We start from the raw sequence: 22,143 nt of genomic DNA, 5'->3' as shown, positions 1-22,143 counted from the left end.
AACAAAAACGCCGACCTTCGGGTCGGCTTTTTTTATGGGCGTGTGACTACGACAATGTCGTTGCCGGCTTCAGTTGCCACTCGAAGTTGTATCTGAATCTTACAAGGCGCGCGCTCCAGCACTAGACCGTGCACCAAGGCAGCCCCTCTTCCTGATCGGCGATTGGTACATCGCTGGCATCAATGCCCAGCGCCACAGCAATCGCCTGACCCGCCAACAAAGGCGTGTTGTTCTGTTTGGACAAATGCGCAGCCACCACGGTCTGCAGGGCAGCATGCCTTACGCGCATGAGAATTCCACTGGCGATGTCGTTGGCCAAATGACCAAAATCCCCGCCGATACGCTGCTTCAATGACCATGGATACGCCGAGTTGGCTAGCATCTCGCGGTCATGATTGCACTCCAGTACGAGCGCGTGCATGTTTTCCAAATGCGCACACAGGTATTCAGTCGACATGCCGGCGTCCGTCAGGACACCAAGGTAGCGCGCGCCATCATTGAAGACAAATTGCAACGGCTCACGCGCATCGTGGGGCACGGTGTACGGCAGGATCTGTAGATCACCAATGCTGAACACGTCGTCTGCGCGGCAAAAGCGCACGGCGGCTCGATCGGCACCGCGCAAGTTCACGGTGGCGCGATACGTGCCGTGGCTGGTCCAGACGGGGATGTTGTATTTGGCAGCAACCGCATAGGCGCTACCAACATGATCACCATGCTCGTGCGTAACGAGGATGGCATTGAGGGATTCCGGCGCACAGCCAAGGCGTTCGAGCCGGCGCACGGTTTCGCGGATACCGAATCCGCAGTCGAGCAGGATGCGCGTGCTCGTCGTTCCATCCGTGGACTCGACAAGCAGCGCATTCCCTTCACTGCCGCTGCCAAGGCTGGCGAATCTCAGTGTCATCGCCCGATCATCGCCAAACCCTGGCAGCCGTACTGCATGATGCCGATTACCGCAGTTGCTCGTCGAGCAGCGACAGAATGCGCTTGCCGATGTCGCCGGTCTGCGCCGAGCCATCGTCGTTCTGCACCAGCACGGTCGACGAGGCACCGCCGTCCTTGACCACCACGCGATAGCGCTTGGCACGCTTCAGGTCTTCGATCTTCGTGCCCGAGAACAGGCGCGAGAAGAAGCCCGGCGCGTTCGCTTCAGCCTTGGTGTCGGCATAGCGGACGAAGTACACGCCTTGCGAGCGGTCGCGGTCATCCACGGTGAAGTTCACGCGATCCAGTGCCAGGCCCACGGTGCGCCAGGCGCGATCGAACGGTTCCGGCACGTTCAGCACCGGTTGACCATTGGCTTGCGCCAGCAGCGACGGCCCCGCAGCACGTGCAGCCTGCACGCCCTCGGTTGCCTTCGCGCCCTCTTCCACCGGATGCGCCGCCTGCGTCTGTGCCAGCTTCTGCTGCGCAGCTTCCTTGCTGGCACCCAGACGCTGCATCAGGCGCGAGAGGAATTCGGCTTCCAGCTCAGGATCGGCCGGGCGCGGCGTCCACACAGTCTGATCCTTGGACGAGCCGACCAGTTGTTCCTGTGCGCCACGGTGCGAGATGTACACCTCGACCGTGCCGTTCGGACCCTTCTCGATGCGGGTGCGGAACTTGTCGCGCTCGCCGGTCGAATACAGACCGTCGAACACCTTGCCGACCGTACGGCGGATGATGTCCTGCGGAATCTTCGCGCGGTTTTCGGCCCAGTCGGTTTCCATGATGCCGGTCTCAGGCGAGTCGATCACCAGCAGGAAGCCGAGTTCTTGCCAGAACGTGCGCAGGCTCGGCCACAAGGCGTCCGGCGTGGTCTTCACGACCAGCCAGCGCTGATTGCCGTCACGCTCAATGCGCATGTCGGACACGGCAGGCAGCACAGTGTCCGGACCCGAACCGGGCGTCGTGACCTTGGGGGCCGTCGACGTATAGGCCGACAGCGTGGTCGTGCCCGTGTCCGGTGCAGCATAACGGCGGTCAGCCTGGACGCTGGTCAGATCAGGCGGGATTTCCAGCGTCGGGCCCTTCTTGGCCTGCGACTTGTAGTCGATGCGGTCGGGCTGCATCACCTCATTAACGGTATCGCAACCGGAAATCATGGCAACCGACAACGCGGCCAGCAACAGTTGAGCGGACGTCGCCACAGCCCCGCGACGGGTTTGGAGCAGTTTCATTGACTTGCGATCCTTCAAACGAGAACGATGGCCTTAGTGGGCCAGGAAGAGCCGGTGAACATCAGGAGAGCAGCCCGGCATCCTTCAGGGATGCGCGCACCACTTCGTGATACTGGGGTGCCAGCGGCGTCAACGGCAGGCGGATACCGCCTTCCATCATGCCCATGGCCTGCAGGGCCCACTTGACGGGAATCGGGTTCGATTCAACGAACAAGTTCTTATGTACCGACAGCAGTTGCATGTGGATGCGGCGGGCCGTCTCCACGTCGCCGCGCATGGCGGCAACGCACAACTCGTGCATGGCGCGCGGCGCCACGTTGGCGGTGACGGAGATGTTGCCATGACCGCCCAGCAGCATCAGCGCGATGGCAGTCGGATCATCCCCGCTGTAGATCTTGAACGAGGCCGGTGCGCCCTTGATGAGTTGCGCAGCGCGGTCGATGTTGCCGGTCGCTTCCTTCACACCGATGATGCCCGGCACTTCAGCCAGACGCAGCATGGTCTCGACCGTCATATCGGCCACGGTACGGCCCGGCACGTTGTACAGGATGACCGGCAGGTCGACCGATTCGGCTACCTTGCGGAAGTGCAAATACATGCCTTCCTGCGTCGGCTTGTTGTAGTACGGCACGACCTGCAGCGAAGCATCGGCGCCCACCTGCTTGGCGTAGGCCGTCAGTTCGATGGCCTCCACGGTGGAGTTGCCGCCGGTGCCGGCAATGATCGGGATGCGCTTGTTGGCCTGCTCGACCGCCACGCGGATCAGCTCGCGGTGCTCTTCCACCGACACCGTCGGGGATTCACCGCTGGTGCCGACGATGACGATGCCATCGGTGCCCTCAGCGATGTGCCAGTCGATGAGCTTGCGCAGGGACGGGTAATCAAGGCTGCCGTCCTCGTGCATGGGCGTGACGATGGCGACGAGACTGCCGGAAATCTGGGTCATGGTTTCGAAAGCAAACAAAAGCGTCAACGTAAACAGTCGGATTGTACCGGATCGTCAAAACGAATTCGCCACATCGGATGCCCGCCAAGAGACGGGTAAGCCGCAGTCGTCAGCAACTTCAAAGTGCGTACCGGGGCGCCACGTCATCCGAGCGCTCGCGCACCGCGCAAACCCGCTGCACGTAAGCGTCTCGAGGCGACGAGATGAAGCCGTCTTCGTAGCCGATGACACGCAATTGACCCTGCACGGCGCTGAGCAGTTCACCCGGCAACAGCAGGAATGCGGGATTGGACGGCTTACCGACGGTTTCGTTTCCGATGGCGAAGGTTTCGTAGATCAGGCGCCCGCCCGGCGCGACGGCCGCCAGCAATTGCGGCCACAGCGGCCGATGCAGGTAGTTGGTGACCACCACGGCGTCGAAAGCCGCGTCGGCCGGCAACGGCCAGGGGCCACCTTCGATATCGGCGGCGACCGTTTCGGCGATGCCAGCCAGGCCCGCGAGCGCCACCGCATCGCGGTCGATGCCGGTCACGCGCAGGCCGCGTGCCGCGAGCCAGCGCGCGTGACGGCCGCTACCGCAGGCCACATCCAGCACGGACGCGCCGGATGGCAACTCGGCCGCCCAGCGCGCTACCCAGGCGGACGGCGCGGCGAGCCTATGCGGGTCGAGCATGGCAGCGGACATCAAAGGCGTTAGCTGTAGGTCAGGCCCATCGCTTCGCGCACCTCGCGCATGGTCTCTTGCGTGACCTTGCGGGCATTGTCGCAACCGTCGGCGATGATGGCGCGCAGCAAGGACGGATCGTCCATGTATTTCTGCGCGCGTTCGAGCATCGGTTGCTGCTCGCGCAGGATGCCTTCGATCACGGGTTGCTTGCACTCCAGGCAGCCGATGCCGGCGCTGCGGCAACCCTTCTGCACCCACTGCTTGGTGTCGTCGTCGGAGTAGACGAGGTGCAGCTGCCACACCGGGCACTTGTCCGGATCACCCGGGTCGGTGCGGCGCACGCGGGCCGGATCGGTCGGCATGGTGCGAACCTTTTTCTCGACGCTTTCCTTGTCCTCGCGCATGCGGATGGTGTTGCCATACGACTTGGACATCTTCTGGCCGTCGAGGCCGGGCATGCGCGATGCCTCGGTCAGCAGCACCTGCGGCTCGGGCAGGATGATCTTGCGTGCGCCTTCCAGATAGCCGAACAGGCGTTCGCGGTCGCCCAACGAGAGGCTCTGCGATTCGGCCAGCAGCGCGCGGGCCTGCTCCAGGGCTTCGTCTTCGCCGCGCTCCTGATAGGCGGTGCGCAGTTCCAGATACAGCTTGGCGCGCTTGCCACCGAGCTTCTTGGCGGCTTCCAGCGCCTTCTCTTCGAAGCCGGGCTCGCGGCCGTACAGGTAGTTGAAGCGACGCGCGACTTCACGCGTCATCTCGACGTGCGGCACCTGGTCTTCGCCCACAGGTACGAAGCCAGCGCGGTAGATCAGGATGTCGGCGGCCTGCAGCAGCGGGTAACCGAGGAAGCCGTAGGTGGAGAGATCCTTCTCCTTGAGCTTCTCGATCTGGTCCTTGTAGGTCGGCACGCGCTCGAGCCAGCCCAGCGGCGTGCCCATCGAGAGCAGCAAGAACAGTTCCGCATGCTCCGGCACGCGGCTCTGGATGAACAGCGTGGCCTGCGACGGGTCAACTCCTGCAGCCAGCCAGTCGATCAGCATTTCCCACACGGATTCCTCGATCACCTCGGGCGATTCGTAGTGCGTGGTCAGCGCATGCCAGTCAGCGACGAAAAAGTAGCACGGGTATTCGGCCTGCAGCCGGACCCAGTTTTTCAGAACGCCGTGGTAGTGCCCCAGGTGCAGGGCACCGGTCGGACGCATGCCGGAAAGTACGCGGTCAGGAAACATGTGGGTGTAAGTTGAACAAGGAATTATGAAAGGACTGCTTTCAGCGGACTCAGCATAGCGAGCAAAACGTGCGCCAGTATAGTAACGACGGGCCGCATCCAGAGCTGCGTTAGAACGCCGGTGAAGATCAGCGCCATGACTATGTAGAAGCCGTACGCCTCAACCCGAGCGAAGGCCGGTGCAAAGCGCTGCGGCAAGATCGCCGCCAGCACCCGCCCCCCATCCAATGGGGGTACCGGCACCAGCGCCAGAGCAGCCATCGCCAGATTGACGCGTAGGCCCGCGAGTGCCATGCCAGTGAAAAAGCGTTCCTCCACGCCCGCTGAGGCCAGACACATGCTGGCGACACCCCATGCAAGCGCCATCACAAAACTAGCTGCCGGCGCGGCCAGCGCGGCCTGCAGCCCGTGCCAGCGCGGATTGTGCAATGCCTGGAAATCCACCGGCACCGGCTTCGAGTAGCCGAACACCAAGCTGCCGCTGGTCAAGAGATACAGCAGCAGCGGCATCAGGACGGTACCGATCGGATCGACATGGCGCAGCGGGTTGAAACTCAGGCGGCCGGCTAGAAAGGCGGTGTTATCTCCGTGATATCTGGCGACATAACCACGTGCGACAGCCGGCACGGTGATCGCAAACAGCACCGGAATCGCGTAGACCGCGATCGTTTGAATGACAGTGGAATCCATAAGCAAGTTATTGTAGCAAGCGAGCGCGCTCGCACACCGGCCGTGCGCCGGCCACCTGAAGCACTTGTGCCTACAGGCCGACGCGGGCCGGATCGCCGCGCCCAAGGCGCACCAGTTCCGGCTCCCCGCTGGTCAAGTCGATCACGGTGGTGGGTTCGGCCGGGGCCGGACCGCCGTCGATGACGAGTTCGAGTTGTTTTTCCAGCCGCTCGCGGATGGTCTCGGCTTCGTTCAGCGGTGCGTCATCGCCGGGCAGTTGCAGCGTGGAGGTGAGCAGCGGCTCACCCAGTTCGGCCATCAGCGCCAGGGGGATTGCGTGTTCCGGCACGCGCAGGCCGATGGTCTTGCGCGAGGGGTGCGAGAGCCGGCGCGGCACCTCCTTGGTCGCTTCGAGCAGAAACACGAATGGGCCCGGCGTGGCTGCTTTCACCACGCGGTACTGCTTGTTGTCGACGCGGGCAAATATGGCCAGTTCAGAAAGATCCCGGCACATCAGCGCGAGATGCTGCTTCTCGTCGATGCCGCGCACGCGGCGCAGGCGCTCGACGGCCGACTTGTCGTCCAGATGACAGGCCAGTGCGTAACAGGAATCGGTGGGCAGTGCGACCAGGCCGCCGGCGCGGATGAGTTCGGCTGCCTGGCGAATCAAGCGCCCTTGCGGCGTGGTCGGGTGAATCTGGAAGAACTGAGACATGCGGGGCGCTGGGTAGGATTGGGTGGACGATAGGGTTAAGACATCCACCGGCTCCACACCGGCGTCAGGTTATCGGGCAACGGCGGCAGCTCGCCCAGTTCGATGCGGCCTTCGCCGGGGCCATGGAAATCCGAGCCGCGCGAGGCCAACAGGCCGTAGCGGCGCGCCACGTCGGCGTAGAGCGCGTATTGATCGGGCGTATGGCTGCCGGTGATGACTTCGACGCCCTCACCGCCCAGGTCCTTGAATTCGTCGAACAGCGCGCTGTGCTCAACCAGCGAGAGCGTGTAGCGGCCCGGATGCGCCATCACGGCGACGCCGCCGGCGCCTTTAATCCAACTGATCGCGTCTGCCAAGCGTGCCCAGCGATGCGCCACATAACCCGGTTTGCCGTCACCGAGGTAGCGGTCGAACACCTCAGAGATATCGCGGCAATGGCCGTGCTCGACTAGGAAGCGCGCGAAGTGCGTGCGCGAGACCATGTCCGGGTTGCCGGCGTAGCCCAGCGCGCCCGCATAGGCACCTTCGATGCCCAGTTTGGCGAGCGCTTCGCTCATGTCTTCCGCACGGGCGCAACGGCCCGAACGCGTGCGCTCCAGCCCCTGCACCAGTTCAGCGTTGTCCGGGTCGATGCCCAAACCAACGATGTGCAGTGTGCGCCCTGCCCAGGTGACGGAAATCTCCACGCCCGACAGATACGCCATGCCAAGCGACGTGGCCGCCTCGCGTGCGACGGCCTGCCCCGCCACTTCATCGTGGTCGGTCAGCGCCCACAGCGTCACACCATGTGCAGCGGCGCGCGCAGCCACGTCTTGTGGCGCCAGCAGGCCATCCGAGACGGTGGAATGACAGTGCAGATCAGCGTTGCGGGCGGAGGCGGTGGAAATGTTTGGCATTCCGTCATTTTACTGCTGCGACGCGGAATCGGGGGCCGCCCGCACCACTCAGCGCGGATCCGCAGAAAACCGGGAAGACCCGACTGCCCGTGACGGTGTTGGCAGCCGATGGGCCGCCGCACGCTATAGTGGCCGCATTGTTTCGTTCTCTTCGCTTTGCCATGACAAGCCCAGCCATCCTCCCCGCCAATACCGCTCAGCCAGTCGAACAGCGCGTCGACGTGCTCGTGGTGGGCGCCGGGCCGGTTGGCCTGTTCGCGGCGTTCCAGGCAGGCGTGCTGGGGCTGTCGTGCGTGCTGGTGGATGCGCTGGACCGCCCAGGCGGCCAGTGCACTGAGCTGTATCCGGAAAAACCGATCTACGACATCCCTGCGCTGGTGTCGTGCACCGCGCAGGAACTCGTCGACCGTCTGTTGGCACAGTGCGCGCCGTTCGGCTACCCCATCCTGTGTGGCCGGCGGGCTGAAACGGTGGAGACCGTCGAAGGCGAGCGCGGCCAGCGATTCCGCGTCACCACCAGTGCCGGTGACGTATTCGACTGTGCGGCCGTGCTCATTACGGCTGGCAATGGCGCCTTTGCCCCGCAACGCGTGTCCCTGCCCGAGGCTGCGGCGCTCGAAGGTCGTCACGTGCACTACGCCGTGCGCGACACTGCGCGCTTTGCTGGCAAGCGGGTCGTGATTGCCGGCGGCGGGGATTCCGCGCTCGACTGGGCACTGGCGCTGCGCAAGACTGCTGCGCGCGTCACGCTCGTGCACCGGCGTGAGGGCTTCCGCGCCGCGGATGCCTCCGTTGCCGAGATGCGCGCCGCCGTTGCCGCTGGCGAAATGGACTTCGTGCTCGGCATGCTCTCGCGACTGGACAGCACGCCAGATGGCACGCTTACCGGCGTCGCCATCCGTGGACGCGAGGGTGAAGTCACCCTGCCTTGCGATGAGTTGATCGCACTGTATGGGCTGGTTTCCGAGCCCGGCCCAATCGCCAACTGGGGCGTGGAAATGCGTGCGGGTCGCATTGCGGTGGAAACCACGGCGTACGAAACGTCGCGCCCCGGCATTTTTGCCGCGGGCGACATCGCGCTGTATCCGAACAAGCAGAAGCTGATCCTCTCGGGCTTCCACGAGGTGGCGATGGCGTTGCGCCGCGCATACCGCTACGCCAATCCAGACAAGGCGCTGGTACATACCCATTCGAGCAACGACGCAGGGCTGCAGACGAAGCTGCATGTGGCGGCGGGTTGAATGACCGCGCTACCGCGTGAAGTGCATGTCGTCGTCATCGGCGGCTACGGCTTTTTCGGGCGGCGGTTGGTCGAGCGCCTGTCCGTCCACGCGTCGCTGACGGTAACGATTGCTGGGCGATCACTGACGCAGGCACAGGCCCTGGCCGACGCGTTGCAGCCAAAGGCGCGCGCCGCACTGCGCGCTGCAGCCATTGACATCCACGCGTCCGACTTTGATCAACATCTGCAGGCCCTGTCACCCGACCTGTTGATCCACACGGGTGGGCCGTTTCAAGGACAGGACTACCGCGTGGCGCACTCGTGCATTGCTGCAGGCGTGCACTATATCGACCTGGCCGACGGCCGTGCCTTCGTGCAGGACATCACGACGCTGAACGACGCTGCCACACAGGCTGGCGTACTCGTTGTCAGCGGGGCCAGCTCGGTACCGGCGCTGTCCGGCGCGGCGGTTGACCACCTGACACGCGACATGGCGTCGGTGCGCTCCATCGACATCGGCATCAGCCCAGGCAATCGCACCGAGCGAGGGCTGTCGACCATCCAGGCAATCCTGACGTATTGCGGCAAACCGCTGCCGTCTGCGGGCGAGCCGGTCTTCGGCTGGAGCGGCACGTGGCGCCACACTTATCCCGCGCCGGTAGGTGAACGGCTGATGTCGCCGTGCGATGTGCCGGACCTGGCGCTGTTTCCGCAGCGGTATGCGGGCACGCCGCAGGTTCGTTTTGGTGCCGGGCTGGAGCTGCGTTTCCTCCATCGCGGCATGAACCTGATGGCCGCACTCGTGCGGGCTGGCATCGTCAAAGATTGGTCGCGACACACGCGCTGGCTGAAAGCCGCGTCCGACTGGTTCCTGCACTGGGGCTCCGACGTGGGCGGCATGCATCTGCGCGTCGAAGGTCTGGATGCCGACGGCACCTTGCGCTCGCGCCTGTGGCACTTGCTGGCCATTCGCGGCGACGGCCCTTACGTGCCGACACTCGCCGCCGCGGCGCTGGTCCGTCGGTTCCTCGAAGGCGCGCTGCCACAGCGCGGAGCGATGCCGTGCGTCGGGCTGCTGACGCTGGAGGACTTCGCGCGCGAAACCGACGGCCTGGCGATCACGATGCAGGAGGCGCGCGCATGACCGCCTCGCTCTACGAAACGGTGCTCGGCACACAGTACGCGCAGCTTGCACCCGCCGTACAGACCTTTCACCGGATGGCAGGGCTGGTGACGCTGCGCGGTGAGGTCGAGACGGAACCGCCTGCCACCCGCATGGCGCGCTGGCTCGCCTGGTGCATCCGCACACCACGCACGCCGACGCGCGGCCCGATCCGTTTCACACTCGACGCCACCGCAGCCGAGGAAACCTGGACGCGCCATTTCCCGCGCCAGACGATGCGCTCGACGCTGTCGCTGCACCAGGGGCGCATCATGGAGCGGCTCGGCGCAGTCCGCCTGTTCTTTGCGCTGGAAGCGGAGCACGGCATGCTGCGGATGCGCCTGGAAGGCTTGCGCTTCCTCGGCATCCCGTGCCCTGCGTGGCTGCGGCCTGCCGTCGTGGCCGAAGAAACCGGCGATGGTGAGCGCTTCTACTTCAACGTACGCGCCAGCGTGCCGTTGCTCGGTGTGGTTGCTGCGTACCGCGGTTACCTGGATCTGACGACGACGGAGCCCGCATGATCGTCGTCTATGACGCGCACTGCCTGCTGTGCAGTGGCTTTACGCAATTCCTGCTGCGGCACGATCGGAAAGGCGTGCTGCGCTTTGCGTCGATGCAAGGCGCAACCGGGCGGCAACTGCTCGCTCAGGCCGGCGTCGATCGGGACGACGTTGATACGGTGCTCTTCGTACGCCACGGCCATGCGTGGCGCGAAAGCGCCGCCGTACTGCGTATCCTGCATGTGCTGGGCTGGCCGTGGCGGCTCGCGTGGGTCGGCTGGTTGGTCCCGAAGCCGCTGCGTGACGCGCTCTACCGCTGCGTCGCGCGCAACCGCTATCGGTGGTTCGGACGTTCGGATGCCTGCATCCTGCCGCCGCCCGGCGCAGCGCAGCGGTTTCTCGACTGAGGCCAGCGCGGGTCAGGCGTGCTGGCAGAATTCCTCGATCAGCGCGGCCACCTGTTCGGGCTGATCGTGATGCAGCATGTGTCCCGCATCTGCGATCAGCACTTCGCGAAAATCAGGAAACGCCGCAAAGCGCGTCTTGAACTCAGGCAATGGCATCTCGCCCGCAATCGCCTTGAGCGTCGGCGAGTCGACCGCCTCGATGTGCAGCACAGGCGCGGTCACGCGGCGCCAGACTTCCATCACTTCGTCCAGGCGATAGAGCTGCGGGTTGATGATCTTGTGCGCAGGATCGCCCAGGATTTCCCAGCGGCCGTCAGCGCCTTGATGCGACCAATGCTGCGCGAGAAATGCGGCCTTGTCGGCCGGCAGTCGCGGGTTGGTTTTCTGCAGGCGCGCGGCAACGTCCTCGACGGTGGCGTAGGTGTTCAGGCGCGGCTTGTCCTTCAGTTCATCCAGCCAGCGCGCATACCGGCGCGGCGCCTGCGAGGCCTTGGAGGCCGTCATACCGAAGCCCTCCAGATCGACCACGCGGCGCACGCGCTCGGGCCGGATGCCGGCGTACAGGCACACCACGTTGGCGCCCAGGCTGTGGCCGACCAGCGTCACCTGCCCCTCCGGCTGGTAGTGATCGACGATGGCTTCCAGATCGGCCACGTAATCGGCAAACCAATAGCTCTCGACGCCGGGGGCGTCCGTCGGACGGGCCGACTCGCCGTAGCCGCGCCAATCCGGCGCCACGATGTGCCAGCGCTCGCGCAGCGCATCCACCAGAAACTGGAACGATGCCGACACATCCATCCAGCCGTGGAACAGGAACAGGATGGGCGCGCCCGGCTCACCCCATTCGCGCACGTGATAGCGCAGGCCGCGTACATCCAGGTAAGTCGAGCGGGAAGCTTGGCGTGTGGCCGGCGGCGTGGTCGAGGTCATGGTTTCCATCATCGAATCAGCAAATAATCGAACGATCGTTCTTTTTCCGATGATTATAGCGACGACTGCCCGACCGCGCGCCGCTTAGAACGAGGCTTCCAGCGCGGCGATTTCGTCATCGTCGAAACCAGCCTGGCGGCGCGCATCGAGGTTGAACGGCCCGCGCAGGCGCGGTGCGCCGTACTGCTCGGCCAGCTGGCGATACGTCGGCAGCGGATCAAGCCCCGCGCGCTCGCACAGGTAGCGATACCAGCGGTTGCCCACGGCCACGTGGCCGATCTCGTCGCGCAGGATGATGTCGAGGATGCCGGCGGCCGCCATGTCACCCGCCTGCGCCAGCTTCGCGCGGATCGGCGGCGACGCATCGAGCCCGCGTGCCTCCAGCGTGCGTGGCACCAGCGCCATGCGCGCGAGGGGGTCGGCAGCGGTCTTTTCGGTCATCTGCCACAGGCCGTCGTGGGCGGGGTGATCGCCATACCGGCAATCGAGCGTGGCCAGATGCGCCGAGAGCAGCGAGAAATGTGTCGCCTCTTCTGCGGCCACGCGCATCCAGTCCTGGTAAAAAGCGACCGGCATGCCGGCGAAGCGCCACACGGCGTCGAGCGCGAGGTTGATGGCGTTGAATTCGATGTGCGCCAGCGCATGCAGCAACGCAGCACGTCCACGCGGCGTATCGATCGCACGACGGCGCGGCACATTGGCGGGCGGCACAAGAACCGGCGCATCAGGCCGGCCAGGGATACCCGTGGCCGGCGCGGCAATCACCTCGTCGGCGCCCCAGGCGGCGCCTTCGGCACGTTGCGCGCGCTCGCCAAGGCGCAAGGTGGCGTCCACTTTGCTGGCGGGATCGGTGAGGCACAACGCGGCCAGGGCGGCGTGGCGCAAGCTGTCTGCAGGCGACTGGGCGGGGGACTGAGCAAGGTTCATCAGCGTACAATTCGGGCTTTCCGCCATTTTAATTCGACGTGTCGGGCCCGCCTCGCCGGCAGGCTTGAAGACGCGCGCAATTTCCCCATCTAGACAGATTCTGGAGACCGATCGCATGGCCCTCTACCAACTCGGCGACGTTGCCCCGACCATTGACGAAAACGCCTACGTGGCACCCGAAGCGACCGTCATCGGCCGCGTGGAGCTCAAGGCACGCGCAAGCGTCTGGCCCGGCGCCGTCATCCGCGGCGACAACGAACCGATCACCGTGGGCGAGGCCAGCAACGTGCAGGAAGGCTCGGTGCTGCACACCGACCCGGGCTGCCCGCTGAACATCGGCGACCGCGTGACGATCGGCCACCAGGCCATGCTGCACGGCTGCACCATCGGCGAAGGCTCGCTGATCGGCATCCAGGCAGTGGTGCTCAATCGCGCGGTGATCGGCAAGAACTGCCTGGTGGGTGCGGGTGCGATCGTCACCGAAGGCAAGGTCTTCGAAGACGGCACGCTGATCCTGGGCGCACCCGCCAAGGCCGTGCGCAAACTGACGGAAGACGACATCGCCAAGATGCACCTGAACACCGAGACATATGCGGTGCGCCAGGCGATGTACAAGCAGCAACTGAAACGGATTGATGGATGACTGACGAGCTGAAGAAATTTGTATTTGACGCCGCGCCGGTACGCGGTGAACTGGTGCGCCTGGAAAGCACCTGGCAGGAGATTCTGCGCCGCCGCCGCTACCCCGCCCCGGTCAGCACGCTGCTGGGCGAAATGATGGCTGCGGCCGCGCTGCTGTCGGCCAACCTGAAGTTCAACGGCGCGCTGGTCATGCAGTTGCACGGCGATGGTCCGGTGCGCATGCTGGTGGTGGAGTGCAACTCTGACCTGTCGATGCGCGCGACCGCCAAGATTGCCGAAGGCGCCGAGATTGCCGACGACGCCACGCTGGCCTCGATGGTCAACGTGCACGGCCGTGGCCGCTTCGCCATCACGCTCGACCCGCACGACAAGCTGCCGGGCCAGCAGCCCTACCAAGGCATCGTGCCGCTGTCGGATGAAACCGGACCGCTGACCAGCATGACCGAGGTGCTTGAGCAGTACATGCAGGCCTCTGAGCAGCTCGACACGCGCCTCTGGCTGGCTGCCGACAACAAGGTCGCCTCGGGCATGCTGCTGCAGCGCCTGCCCTCGTACGGCGGCACCATGGAAGGCCGCCCCGATCGCGAGCCCGCACAGGTGGGTGAGACGGGTCAGCCGCTGCACAAGGACGTGCAGGAGCAGGACCTTGACACGTGGGAACGCGTCTGCCAGCTCGGCAAGACGCTGCGCCGCGAAGAACTGCTCGAAGAGTCGATCGACACGCTCATCAAGCGCCTGTACTGGGAAGAGATGGAAGCTGCCGGCATCCGCATGTTCGAGCCGCTGGCGCCGCACTTCCGCTGCTCATGCTCGCGCCTGCGCGTGGGCGCCATGCTCCGCACGCTCGGCCAGCCCGAGATCGAAGGCATCCTGGAAGAGCAAGGCAAGGTGGAAATCGACTGCGAGTTCTGCGGCCAGCACTACAGCTTTGACGCTGTCGATTGTGCGCAGCTCTTCGCGCAGGAGACCGTCGTACAGGCTGTTCAAGGTGCGTCCGGCCAACGCCATTGAGTACGGCGACATAGTATGAAGAAGCGTGGCGCGCGGCACTTATTGGTGTCGCCCGCGCTCTAAGTCGCCAGTTCCCTCATCTGCCGCTTGCTGCGGAGCGCATCATGTCCAAGCCCATCACCCAGTCGTTGAACCTGCCTCGCGCTGGCGCGCTCGTGCTGCCCGTGGTGGCAGCGTTGCTGGCATCGGCATGCGTTGCCGTTCCACGCGGCCCGGGTGGCACGCCCTACACCGCGCGCCTGCCGGTGGATGCACAAACGCCTGCGCCTGCGGCACTGTCGGCGGAAGACCGCAAGAGACTGGATGACTTGAACGCCAAGGCGCTGCGCGAATCCGACCAGGCGGTCAAGCGCGATGCCGAAGCGCGCGCCTACGCGGCAACGCCCTACTACGCCCCGTATCCGTATCCGTACTACGGCGGCTATTCGGTCTACTACGGCAGTGGATGGCGCCACCGTGGTGGCTGGGGTGTCAGTTACGGCGCGCCCGTCTGGGGCTATCCGTACTACTGGTAAATCAGAAAGTGATGCCTGAAGAAGCGGGCGTGGCCAGAATGGCGCGTTCGCCAAGCGAGCTCAATGGTGAGTTTTCTGCCCTGCCGGAGGCGGCGGGGGCGGAGGTGTGTCGCTGGTCTTCGGCGCCGGCGCCACGAACTGCACGAAAACCTCGTCGTCCTTGACCATCCCCAGCTCATAGCGCGCGCGCTCTTCGAGAGCGCCCGTCCCATCCCTCAGGTCCTTCACTTCGCCTTCAAGCTTGGTATTGCGCTGCTTGAGCTCAACGTTGCGTTGATTCTGCGCAGTCACCTGCTTCTGCATGTCCCAGACGCGCAGCCAACCGCCCTTACCCAGCCAGAGCGGGTATTGGATGGCAAGCAACAGCAGCAGCAGGAACAGCGTGATCAGGCGCATACGGTCAGGCGTTGGAGCGGTGCAACTCGCAGCCCCAAATACCACGCGACCGCCACAGCGGCGGTCGCACGGTCATCCGAGGCGAAACTGCGAAGGATTATCGCAGGTTATAGAACGCCGACTTGCCCGGGTAGCTGGCGATATCACCGAGGTCCTCTTCGATGCGCAGCAGCTGGTTGTACTTGGCCATGCGGTCCGAGCGCGACAGCGAGCCCGTCTTGATCTGACCAGCGTTCGTACCAACGGCGATGTCGGCGATCGTGCTGTCTTCCGTTTCGCCCGAGCGGTGCGAGATCACGGCGGTGTAACCAGCGCGCTTGGCCATCTCGATGGCGGCGAACGTTTCGGTCAGCGTACCGATCTGGTTGATCTTGATGAGGATCGAGTTGGCGATGCCCTTTTCGATGCCTTCCTTCAGGATCTTGGTGTTGGTGACGAACAGGTCGTCGCCCACCAGCTGCACCTTCTTGCCCAGCTTGTCGGTCAGCGCCTTCCAGCCGGCCCAGTCGCTCTCGTGCATGCCGTCTTCAATCGACACGATCGGGAACTTGTCGGCCAGGTTTGCCAGGTAGTTGGCAAAGTCTTCCGACGACAGCTGCAGGCCTTCACCTTCCAGGTGGTACTTGCCGTCCTTGTAGAACTCGGAAGCGGCGCAATCCAGCGCCAGCAGCACGTCTTCACCGGCCTTGTAGCCAGCCAGCTCGATGGCCGACAGGATAGTGTTCAGGCACTCTTCGTTGCTGGCGAAGTTCGGTGCGAAACCGCCTTCGTCGCCCACGGCCGTGCTCATGCCCTTGTCTGCCAGGATCTTCTTCAGCGCGTGGAAGATCTCGGCGCCGCAGCGCAGCGCTTCACGGAAGCTCGACTGGCCGACCGGCATCACCATGAATTCCTGGATGTCCAGGCTGTTGTTGGCGTGTGCGCCACCGTTGACGATGTTCATCATCGGCACCGGCATCTGCATGGCGCCCGAACCACCGAAGTAGCGGTACAGCGGCAGGCCGGCTTCTTCAGCAGCAGCCTTGGCTACGGCCATCGACACGGCCAGCATGGCGTTGGCGCCCAGGCGGCTCTTGTTCTCAGTACCGTCCAGGTCGATCAGGGTGCGATCCAGGAAGGCTTGTTCCGAAGCGTCCAGGCCCATGATGGCTTCGGAGATCTCGGTGTTGATGTGCTCGACAGCCTTGAGCACGCCCTTGCCCAGGTAGCGCGACTTGTCGCCGTCACGCAGTTCGATGGCTTCGCGCGAGCCGGTGGAGGCGCCCGACGGCACCGCGGCGCGACCCATCACGCCCGATTCCAGCAGCACGTCGCATTCGACGGTGGGGTTACCGCGCGAGTCCAGCACTTCGCGACCGATGATATCTACGATGGCACTCATGAAAATCCCTCTTGATGTCTTTAAAGCAGGTAAGGCGGGTGACTAGGCTCAGATGCCCTCGACCACGATCATGTTCATCTTGGCAGCCTTGGAGCGCGCTTCACGGGCGGCACGGTACTCCTCGCTGTCATGGAACGCCTTGGCGGCGTCATAGCTCGGGAACTTGAGCACGACGATGCGGGTGGGGCTCCATTCGCCTTCCAGCGACTCGGTCTTGCCGCCGCGCACCAGCGGCTCGGCGCCATGGACTTGCATGGCCTTGGTCGACAGCACTTTGTATTGCTCGTATTGCACGGGGTCCGTCACGTCCACGTACGCGAGGATGTAGCCAGCGGCCATGTGTCTCTCTCCGGAAGCTGAATCGAAAACTGAATTGGAAACGACAGCGGCGGCTGGTGGAGCCGCCGGTCGTCGAAAAAATCAGTCGAACTGATTTTCCAGGAAACCGCTGCGCTTGGTGAGCGCATCCAGTTCTTTCAGTACTGACAGCAAGTCTTTCATGCGGCGCAGCGGCACAGCATTCGGGCCGTCTGATTTTGCGCATGCGGGATCGGGGTGCGTTTCCATGAACACGCCCGCCACGCCCGTAGCGATGGCAGCACGCGCCAGCACCGGCACGAACTCGCGCTGACCGCCCGAGCTGGTGCCCTGGCCACCCGGCAGCTGCACCGAGTGCGTGGCGTCAAACACCACCGGGGCCCCCGTCTCGCGCATGATCGCCAGCGAGCGCATATCCGACACGAGGTTGTTGTAGCCGAACGAGGCACCGCGTTCGCAGGCCATGAAGTTGTCTTCCGGCAGGCCGGCATCGCGGGCAGCGTGGCGCGCCTTGTCGATGACGTTCTTCATGTCGTGCGGCGCGAGGAACTGGCCCTTCTTGATGTTGACGGGCTTGCCGCTCTGCGCGCAGGCGCGGATGAAGTCGGTCTGGCGGCACAGGAACGCCGGCGTCTGGAGCACGTCCACGACTTCAGCCACCGGCTTGATCTCGTCGATCTCGTGGATGTCGGTCAGCACCGGTACGCCTACCTGACGGCGGACTTCCGCCAGGATGCGCAGGCCCTCTTCCATGCCCAGACCGCGGAAAGACGCGTCCGACGAGCGGTTCGCCTTGTCGAACGACGACTTGTAGATGAACGGAATGCCCAGCGCACCCGTGATCTCCTTGAGCGTGCCGGCGGTGTCGATCGCCATCTGCTCGGATTCGATCACGCAGGTGCCGGCAATCAGGAAGAACGGTTTGTCGAGGCCGACTTCGAAATCGCAGAGTTTCATCGTATTTCCTGTGCGCTAGCCCTTAGGCTACGGCGCGTTGTGCCGCAGTCTGCTGGTGATGTGCCAGCGCGGCTTCCACGTAGGCCTTGAACAGCGGGTGGCCGTCACGCGGCGTCGAGGTGAATTCCGGGTGGAACTGCACGCCGACGAACCACGGGTGCATCGACGCCGGCAACTCCATCATTTCCGGCAGGTTTTCCGACGGCGTGCGGGCGGAGATGATCATCCCGGCCTTCTCCAGCTGCGGCACGTAGTGGTTGTTCACCTCGTAGCGGTGACGATGGCGCTCGTTGACTTCCGCGCCGTAGATCGTCGCTGCCTTGGTGCCCGATTGCACCGGCACGCGCTGCGAACCCAGGCGCATGGTGCCGCCCATGTCCGAATCGGCCGAGCGCTTTTCCACCGCGCCGTCGCGATCCAGCCATTCGGTGATGAGGGCCACCACCGGGTGTTGGGTCTCGTCGTTGAATTCCGTGCTGTTGGCGTCGGTCATGCCAGCCAGATGGCGGGCGAATTCGATCACGGCCAGTTGCATCCCCAGGCAGATGCCCAGGTATGGCACGCCCTTTTCACGGGCGTACTGGATTGCGCGGATCTTGCCTTCCGTACCGCGCTTGCCGAAGCCGCCCGGCACCAGGATCGCGTCCAGCGACTTGAGCACGTCCATGTGACCCGATTCCAGCTCTTCGGAATCGATGTACTCGATGTTGACGCGCGTTGAGGTATGCAGGCCGGCGTGGCGCAGCGCCTCGATCAGCGACTTGTACGACTCGGTCAGGTCGACATACTTGCCGACCATGCCGATGGTGATTTCGTGCTGCGGGTTCTCCAGCGTGTGCACCATGTGGGCCCACACCGACAAATCCGCCGGCGGCGCATCGATGCGCAGCTCTTCGCAGATGATGCGATCCAGCCCCTGCTCGTTGAGCATCTGCGGGATCTTGTAGATGGTATCGACGTCCCACACCGAGATGACCGCGTCCTGCGGCATGTTGGCGAAGAGGGAGATCTTCGCGCGCTCATCGTCGGGGATCGGGCGGTCCGCACGGCACAGCAACGCGGTCGGCTGCACACCGATTTCGCGCAGCTTCTGCACCGAGTGCTGGGTCGGCTTGGTCTTCAACTCGCCAGCGCTGGCGATGAACGGCACCAGCGTCAGGTGAATGAACGCAGCCTGATTGCGACCCAGGCGCAGGCTCATCTGACGCGCGGCTTCCAGGAACGGCAGCGATTCGATGTCGCCCACCGTACCGCCGATTTCCACGATCGCCACGTCAGCCTTGCCGTCGTGCGACGCCGCGGCACCGCGCTCGATGAAGGCCTGGATTTCGTTGGTAATGTGCGGAATGACTTGCACCGTCTTGCCAAGGTATTCACCGCGACGCTCCTTGCGGATCACGGATTCATAGACCTGGCCGGTGGTGAAGTTGTTCGACTTGCGCATCTTGGCCGAGACGAAGCGCTCGTAGTGGCCAAGATCGAGGTCGGTTTCTGCGCCGTCCTCGGTCACAAACACCTCGCCGTGCTGCAGCGGGCTCATGGTGCCCGGGTCGACGTTGATGTAGGGATCGAGTTTGAGGAGGGTGACTTTGAGGCCGCGCGACTCAAGAATGGCCGCGAGCGAGGCGGCGGCGATGCCCTTGCCGAGTGAGGACACTACGCCACCGGTAACGAATACGAACTTGGTCATGACCTAGCTTGCCGGGGAAAGCCGGATTATAGCAAAGGTGCCTTGCCCGATCCGTGACAGAACGGTGGAATTTGACCGACCGGGGGCTTGCTTATGCGGCACACCTCGTAATAACCGGCATGGCGCCTGCGTTCGCGCGCATTTCATTGATCAACTGGCGGATCAACTCGGCCGTTTCCAGCGGCTTTTCCATCGGATACAGGTGGCTGCCTTCGATCCAGCGCAGCTTGCTGCCGACAATGCGCCGGGTTGCCGCCAGGCCGACTTGGCGGATTTCGCGTGATCGCGTGCCAGCCACAAAGCTGACCGGGAACGGCGTGCCGCCAGCGACCTTGCGGCCCATGTTGGTCGGCAGCGTGCGGTAGATCTGGTATTCGATCTCGCGCGAGAAACGCAGCGTGCGTTCATGCTCGCGGCCGGTGGGCTCGGTGCCGTGCTCAACATAGTCGCGCAGCACGTCTTCGTCCCAGCGATCAAATTTGCGCTTGGCCTTGAAATGGCTCCAGACAGAATCGAGGTCCGGCCACAGATTACGTCGGTTCTTGGTGGCGGCTGCCGGCGACTGGCTCTCGTCAATGTCGAGCCACTGTGCAACGCGCAGCAGCTTGGCGCGCCAGCCCGCAATGATGGGCGAATCGAGCATCAGCACACCGCGCACGCGCTCAGGCCGACGCAGCGCCGCCATCAAACTCAGGAAACCGCCCAGCGAATGGCCTACCAGCCAGACCGGCTCGGGCTGTGCGTCGATCTCTGCGAGCAACTCCTTGACCAGCCCCGGCCACGACCGGGTCACCGGAAAGCGCGGGTCATGCCCGAAGCGTTCAACGGCGTGGATGTCGAATTCGTCACCCAGCACGCCGAGCATCTTGCGATACGTACCGATCGGAAAACCGTTGGCATGTGAAAACAGAATCACGTCGCGCATCGAACCCGCCCCCGCCCGGCGCTCAGTGAGATTCCTGCGAACCACTGCCAGCCACGCGCTGGAGCGTCGACACCTGCTCGAACACGGGGCCAGGCGCGCGTTCCGGCGTGGCCGGAGCGTCCGCCACGGGCGGGGCAATGCGTACGGGCGCCACCTTGGTCGATGGATGCCCTTCGCGACGCAGGGGATGTGTCGGACTGGTATCCGTCTCCCAATCCGGGTCGTCGATCTCGGCAAACACCTGGCGCAGACGCTTGCCCCACGTGCCGCGGATCATCGTGAAATACGGGTTCTCTTCGTCAATGGCCACGAAGCGCGTCACGCGCAGCGAGTTGGTCTCGTAGACCAGCAGATCCAGCGGCAGCCCCACCGAAATATTCGACTTCAGCGTCGAATCCATGGAGATCAGGGCGCATTTTGCGGCCTCATCCAATGGCAGCCCAGGGGAGACCACACGGTCGATGATCGGCTTGCCGTACTTCGCCTCGCCGATTTGGAAGTACGGATTCTCGGGCGTGGCTTCGATGAAGTTGCCGGCGGCGTACACATTGAACAGGCGCGGACGCTCTGCACCGATCTGCCCGCCGAAGATGATGCTGACGTTGAAGTCGATCTTGGCCTTGGCCAGTGCATCGGCTTCACGGTCGTATACCTCGCGCACGGCCTCGCCGACGATGGTGGCGGCTTCGAACATATCGCGGGCGGTCCACAGCGAGCGTGGTTTGTCGCGCGCCTCCGTCAGCACCTGCCGCACGGCCTGGCTGATGGCGAGGTTGCCGGCGGTCAGCAGCACCATGACGCGATCGCCTTCGCGCTCGAAGACGGTCATCTTGCGGAACGTCGAGATGGCGTCAACACCCGCGTTGGTACGGGAATCCGACAGGAAGACCAAGCCAGCGTCCAGGCGCATGGCAACGCAATAAGTCATGGGAGCAGCAACAAACGAAATCTGTGGGTTGAGCGCATTCTAGCGTGCCAATCGCAATGCACTGGCACGCTTGGAAGCGGTGTTCAGTTCACTCAGGCGGCCTCGGCAGGCAAGGGCTCGATCGAGATGCTGACGTCCAGCGTCTCGGCACCGCCACCCTGGCGAATGCCACGGATTGGCGCGGCGGATTGATAATCGCGACCGACCGCCAAGCGGATGTGGCGCCCGTCGGTAAAGCACTGGTGCGTCACGTCGATGCTGCACCAAGTATGCGATTCGGCATCCTGGCAGACGTCGACCCAGGCGTGGCTGGCGAGATCTTCCTCGCCAACAGCATGGAAATACCCGCTGACGTAGCGCGCTGGAATTCCCAGCGCGCGGCAGCACGCCACCATCACTTGCGCCTGATCCTGGCAGACGCCGGCGCTCAGGTTGAATGCCTCGGCGGCGGTCGTACCGACATCGGTGGAGTTGGGCTTGTAGCGCACACGCTGCGCGATGGCACAAGCAAGACTCAGTGCCGAATCGGCATCACCACGCACCAGTGCATGCTCGCGTGCGAAGTCGCTCATCTCAGGCGGCGCGGATGTTAGCGGCGTGGTGCTCAGGAAGTACAGCGGCGACACGCGGTAGCGCCCCTCCCCGGGGGCATCGGTAAAGCCGCGGCTGCCCGGCGCGGCGGACGGGAAGGCCTCGACGATACCGCGGGCGTCGATGGTGACGTCGTCCGCACGGTTGCCCAGGGTGAAGTGGTGCACCACGTTGCCGAAGCCGTCGGTGGCGCGTGTGAGGTTGCCGGGGGCGTGGATCTGCCAGCTGTCCACCTGTTGCAGCGGCCCGCTGCGGGGGGTCAATCGCAGCTCATGCACGCTGTGGCGCAGCGGCTCGGCATAACGGTAGACCGTCGTATGTCGAATTTGGTATTTCACGATGGCGCGGGCGCTGCCCG

25 protein-coding genes are annotated in these 22,143 nt (G+C 64.2%); 7 read left to right on the top strand and 18 right to left on the bottom strand.

Features of this window, described 5'->3' with window-relative positions; translation table 11 throughout:
- Nucleotides 1–121: 121 nt before the first annotated feature.
- From C404_RS38525 to C404_RS38490, 8 genes are all read right to left on the bottom strand, one after another.
- On the bottom strand, nt 122–907 hold the full coding sequence (locus C404_RS38525) for an MBL fold metallo-hydrolase (protein WP_021194097.1): 786 nt from the start codon (nt 905–907) through the stop codon (nt 122–124).
- A 46-nt stretch (nt 908–953) separates the two neighbouring features.
- Nucleotides 954–2,162, bottom strand: a complete 1,209-nt coding sequence (gene bamC, locus C404_RS38520) for an outer membrane protein assembly factor BamC (RefSeq protein ID WP_021194096.1) — start codon at nt 2,160–2,162, stop codon at nt 954–956.
- Between the two features lie 61 nt (nt 2,163–2,223).
- The gene (dapA, locus tag C404_RS38515) at nt 2,224–3,108 is read right to left on the bottom strand and encodes a 4-hydroxy-tetrahydrodipicolinate synthase (protein WP_031329139.1); all 885 of its coding nucleotides are present in this window, start codon (nt 3,106–3,108) and stop codon (nt 2,224–2,226) included.
- A gap of 118 nt (nt 3,109–3,226) precedes the next feature.
- Nucleotides 3,227–3,793: a class I SAM-dependent methyltransferase gene (locus C404_RS38510; RefSeq protein WP_031329138.1), complete on the bottom strand. Its 567-nt coding sequence runs from the start codon at nt 3,791–3,793 to the stop codon at nt 3,227–3,229.
- 8 nt (nt 3,794–3,801) lie between these two features.
- Nucleotides 3,802–5,004 (bottom strand): tryptophan--tRNA ligase, encoded by a 1,203-nt coding sequence (locus C404_RS38505; protein WP_021194093.1) that lies wholly within the window; start codon nt 5,002–5,004, stop codon nt 3,802–3,804.
- A gap of 23 nt (nt 5,005–5,027) precedes the next feature.
- On the bottom strand, nt 5,028–5,693 hold the full coding sequence (locus C404_RS38500; RefSeq protein ID WP_021194092.1) for a site-2 protease family protein: 666 nt from the start codon (nt 5,691–5,693) through the stop codon (nt 5,028–5,030).
- Nucleotides 5,694–5,763: 70 nt separating this feature from the next.
- A complete protein-coding gene (locus tag C404_RS38495) occupies nt 5,764–6,387 on the bottom strand; it encodes an L-threonylcarbamoyladenylate synthase (RefSeq protein ID WP_021194091.1) in 624 nt (207 codons plus the stop codon).
- Nucleotides 6,388–6,422: 35 nt separating this feature from the next.
- The gene (locus tag C404_RS38490) at nt 6,423–7,283 is read right to left on the bottom strand and encodes a 3',5'-nucleoside bisphosphate phosphatase (protein WP_021194090.1); all 861 of its coding nucleotides are present in this window, start codon (nt 7,281–7,283) and stop codon (nt 6,423–6,425) included.
- 161 nt (nt 7,284–7,444) lie between these two features.
- Between C404_RS38490 and C404_RS38485 the strand changes: the two genes are divergently transcribed.
- The 4 genes from C404_RS38485 to C404_RS38470 are packed head-to-tail and all read left to right on the top strand — an operon-like array spanning nt 7,445 to nt 10,574.
- Nucleotides 7,445–8,524 carry an NAD(P)/FAD-dependent oxidoreductase gene (locus C404_RS38485; RefSeq protein WP_021194089.1) on the top strand — a complete coding sequence of 360 codons (1,080 nt, stop codon included), beginning with the start codon at nt 7,445–7,447 and terminating at the stop codon, nt 8,522–8,524.
- A complete protein-coding gene (locus C404_RS38480; protein WP_021194088.1) occupies nt 8,525–9,649 on the top strand; it encodes a saccharopine dehydrogenase family protein in 1,125 nt (374 codons plus the stop codon).
- A complete protein-coding gene (locus tag C404_RS38475) occupies nt 9,646–10,188 on the top strand; it encodes a DUF4166 domain-containing protein (RefSeq protein ID WP_021194087.1) in 543 nt (180 codons plus the stop codon). The genes C404_RS38480 and C404_RS38475 overlap by 4 nt, the downstream gene beginning before the upstream one ends.
- The gene (locus tag C404_RS38470; RefSeq protein ID WP_021194086.1) at nt 10,185–10,574 is read left to right on the top strand and encodes a thiol-disulfide oxidoreductase DCC family protein; all 390 of its coding nucleotides are present in this window, start codon (nt 10,185–10,187) and stop codon (nt 10,572–10,574) included. The genes C404_RS38475 and C404_RS38470 overlap by 4 nt, the downstream gene beginning before the upstream one ends.
- A 12-nt stretch (nt 10,575–10,586) precedes the next feature.
- Here C404_RS38470 and C404_RS38465 read toward each other — a convergent pair whose 3' ends face one another.
- Nucleotides 10,587–11,504: an alpha/beta fold hydrolase gene (locus C404_RS38465; protein WP_031329136.1), complete on the bottom strand. Its 918-nt coding sequence runs from the start codon at nt 11,502–11,504 to the stop codon at nt 10,587–10,589.
- 84 nt (nt 11,505–11,588) lie between these two features.
- Nucleotides 11,589–12,458 carry a ferritin-like domain-containing protein gene (locus tag C404_RS38460; RefSeq protein ID WP_037011369.1) on the bottom strand — a complete coding sequence of 290 codons (870 nt, stop codon included), beginning with the start codon at nt 12,456–12,458 and terminating at the stop codon, nt 11,589–11,591.
- 88 nt (nt 12,459–12,546) lie between these two features.
- Here C404_RS38460 and C404_RS38455 point away from each other — a divergent pair, with 88 nt between their 5' ends.
- The 3 genes from C404_RS38455 (at nt 12,547) to C404_RS38445 (ending at nt 14,599) form a co-directional block, all read left to right on the top strand.
- Nucleotides 12,547–13,074, top strand: a complete 528-nt coding sequence (locus C404_RS38455; RefSeq protein WP_021194083.1) for a gamma carbonic anhydrase family protein — start codon at nt 12,547–12,549, stop codon at nt 13,072–13,074.
- Nucleotides 13,071–14,084 (top strand): Hsp33 family molecular chaperone HslO, encoded by a 1,014-nt coding sequence (gene hslO / locus C404_RS38450; protein ID WP_021194082.1) that lies wholly within the window; start codon nt 13,071–13,073, stop codon nt 14,082–14,084. Before C404_RS38455 ends, hslO begins: the two co-directional genes overlap by 4 nt.
- Before the next feature lie 104 nt (nt 14,085–14,188).
- Entirely contained in the window at nt 14,189–14,599 is a 411-nt protein-coding gene (locus C404_RS38445; RefSeq protein WP_021194081.1) for a hypothetical protein, read from the top strand.
- A gap of 60 nt (nt 14,600–14,659) precedes the next feature.
- Here the strand turns inward: C404_RS38445 and ftsB are convergent, their stop codons facing one another.
- The 8 genes from ftsB to C404_RS38405 form a co-directional block, all read right to left on the bottom strand.
- Nucleotides 14,660–14,995, bottom strand: a complete 336-nt coding sequence (ftsB, locus tag C404_RS38440) for a cell division protein FtsB (protein ID WP_021194080.1) — start codon at nt 14,993–14,995, stop codon at nt 14,660–14,662.
- 97 nt (nt 14,996–15,092) lie between these two features.
- On the bottom strand, nt 15,093–16,376 hold the full coding sequence (gene eno, locus C404_RS38435) for a phosphopyruvate hydratase (RefSeq protein WP_021194079.1): 1,284 nt from the start codon (nt 16,374–16,376) through the stop codon (nt 15,093–15,095).
- 48 nt (nt 16,377–16,424) lie between these two features.
- The gene (locus C404_RS38430; protein ID WP_021194078.1) at nt 16,425–16,715 is read right to left on the bottom strand and encodes a DUF1330 domain-containing protein; all 291 of its coding nucleotides are present in this window, start codon (nt 16,713–16,715) and stop codon (nt 16,425–16,427) included.
- Between the two features lie 81 nt (nt 16,716–16,796).
- A complete protein-coding gene (gene kdsA, locus C404_RS38425; RefSeq protein ID WP_021194077.1) occupies nt 16,797–17,651 on the bottom strand; it encodes a 3-deoxy-8-phosphooctulonate synthase in 855 nt (284 codons plus the stop codon).
- A 22-nt stretch (nt 17,652–17,673) separates the two neighbouring features.
- On the bottom strand, nt 17,674–19,341 hold the full coding sequence (locus C404_RS38420; RefSeq protein ID WP_021194076.1) for a CTP synthase: 1,668 nt from the start codon (nt 19,339–19,341) through the stop codon (nt 17,674–17,676).
- A gap of 91 nt (nt 19,342–19,432) precedes the next feature.
- Complete coding sequence (locus C404_RS38415) at nt 19,433–20,266, bottom strand: alpha/beta fold hydrolase (protein ID WP_021194075.1); 834 nt, start codon at nt 20,264–20,266, stop codon at nt 19,433–19,435.
- 22 nt (nt 20,267–20,288) lie between these two features.
- Nucleotides 20,289–21,194, bottom strand: coding sequence for a peptidase (locus C404_RS38410; protein WP_031329134.1), 906 nt, complete (start codon nt 21,192–21,194; stop codon nt 20,289–20,291).
- 92 nt (nt 21,195–21,286) lie between these two features.
- Nucleotides 21,287–22,123 carry a transglutaminase family protein gene (locus tag C404_RS38405; RefSeq protein ID WP_031329132.1) on the bottom strand — a complete coding sequence of 279 codons (837 nt, stop codon included), beginning with the start codon at nt 22,121–22,123 and terminating at the stop codon, nt 21,287–21,289.
- Between the last annotated feature and the right edge of the window lie 20 nt (nt 22,124–22,143).

It is taken from the genome of Ralstonia sp. AU12-08 (genome assembly GCF_000442475.1).
In the GTDB taxonomy this organism is placed as follows: Bacteria; Pseudomonadota; Gammaproteobacteria; order Burkholderiales; family Burkholderiaceae; genus Ralstonia; species Ralstonia insidiosa.
Note: the sequence above shows the minus strand (reverse complement) of the source record. Positions and strands in the feature narration are given on the sequence as shown.

Excerpts from the sequence above, each read along its gene's own strand:
- C404_RS38490 (WP_021194090.1), bottom strand. The coding sequence starts at position 7,283 with ATGCCAAACATTTCCACCGCCTCCGCCCGCAACGCTGATCTGCACTGT.
- eno (WP_021194079.1), bottom strand. The coding sequence starts at position 16,376 with ATGAGTGCCATCGTAGATATCATCGGTCGCGAAGTGCTGGACTCGCGC.
- hslO (WP_021194082.1), top strand. The coding sequence starts at position 13,071 with ATGACTGACGAGCTGAAGAAATTTGTATTTGACGCCGCGCCGGTACGC.
- dapA (WP_031329139.1), bottom strand. The coding sequence starts at position 3,108 with ATGACCCAGATTTCCGGCAGTCTCGTCGCCATCGTCACGCCCATGCAC.
- C404_RS38430 (WP_021194078.1), bottom strand. The coding sequence starts at position 16,715 with ATGGCCGCTGGCTACATCCTCGCGTACGTGGACGTGACGGACCCCGTG.
- C404_RS38505 (WP_021194093.1), bottom strand. The coding sequence starts at position 5,004 with ATGTTTCCTGACCGCGTACTTTCCGGCATGCGTCCGACCGGTGCCCTG.
- C404_RS38420 (WP_021194076.1), bottom strand. The coding sequence starts at position 19,341 with ATGACCAAGTTCGTATTCGTTACCGGTGGCGTAGTGTCCTCACTCGGC.
- C404_RS38470 (WP_021194086.1), top strand. The coding sequence starts at position 10,185 with ATGATCGTCGTCTATGACGCGCACTGCCTGCTGTGCAGTGGCTTTACG.
- C404_RS38500 (WP_021194092.1), bottom strand. The coding sequence starts at position 5,693 with ATGGATTCCACTGTCATTCAAACGATCGCGGTCTACGCGATTCCGGTG.
- C404_RS38495 (WP_021194091.1), bottom strand. The coding sequence starts at position 6,387 with ATGTCTCAGTTCTTCCAGATTCACCCGACCACGCCGCAAGGGCGCTTG.
- C404_RS38445 (WP_021194081.1), top strand. The coding sequence starts at position 14,189 with ATGTCCAAGCCCATCACCCAGTCGTTGAACCTGCCTCGCGCTGGCGCG.
- C404_RS38460 (WP_037011369.1), bottom strand. The coding sequence starts at position 12,458 with ATGGCGGAAAGCCCGAATTGTACGCTGATGAACCTTGCTCAGTCCCCC.
- C404_RS38455 (WP_021194083.1), top strand. The coding sequence starts at position 12,547 with ATGGCCCTCTACCAACTCGGCGACGTTGCCCCGACCATTGACGAAAAC.
- C404_RS38415 (WP_021194075.1), bottom strand. The coding sequence starts at position 20,266 with ATGCGCGACGTGATTCTGTTTTCACATGCCAACGGTTTTCCGATCGGT.
- C404_RS38480 (WP_021194088.1), top strand. The coding sequence starts at position 8,525 with ATGACCGCGCTACCGCGTGAAGTGCATGTCGTCGTCATCGGCGGCTAC.
- C404_RS38510 (WP_031329138.1), bottom strand. The coding sequence starts at position 3,793 with ATGTCCGCTGCCATGCTCGACCCGCATAGGCTCGCCGCGCCGTCCGCC.
- C404_RS38475 (WP_021194087.1), top strand. The coding sequence starts at position 9,646 with ATGACCGCCTCGCTCTACGAAACGGTGCTCGGCACACAGTACGCGCAG.
- bamC (WP_021194096.1), bottom strand. The coding sequence starts at position 2,162 with ATGAAACTGCTCCAAACCCGTCGCGGGGCTGTGGCGACGTCCGCTCAA.
- C404_RS38465 (WP_031329136.1), bottom strand. The coding sequence starts at position 11,504 with ATGACCTCGACCACGCCGCCGGCCACACGCCAAGCTTCCCGCTCGACT.
- ftsB (WP_021194080.1), bottom strand. The coding sequence starts at position 14,995 with ATGCGCCTGATCACGCTGTTCCTGCTGCTGCTGTTGCTTGCCATCCAA.
- kdsA (WP_021194077.1), bottom strand. The coding sequence starts at position 17,651 with ATGAAACTCTGCGATTTCGAAGTCGGCCTCGACAAACCGTTCTTCCTG.
- C404_RS38410 (WP_031329134.1), bottom strand. The coding sequence starts at position 21,194 with ATGACTTATTGCGTTGCCATGCGCCTGGACGCTGGCTTGGTCTTCCTG.
- C404_RS38525 (WP_021194097.1), bottom strand. The coding sequence starts at position 907 with ATGACACTGAGATTCGCCAGCCTTGGCAGCGGCAGTGAAGGGAATGCG.
- C404_RS38485 (WP_021194089.1), top strand. The coding sequence starts at position 7,445 with ATGACAAGCCCAGCCATCCTCCCCGCCAATACCGCTCAGCCAGTCGAA.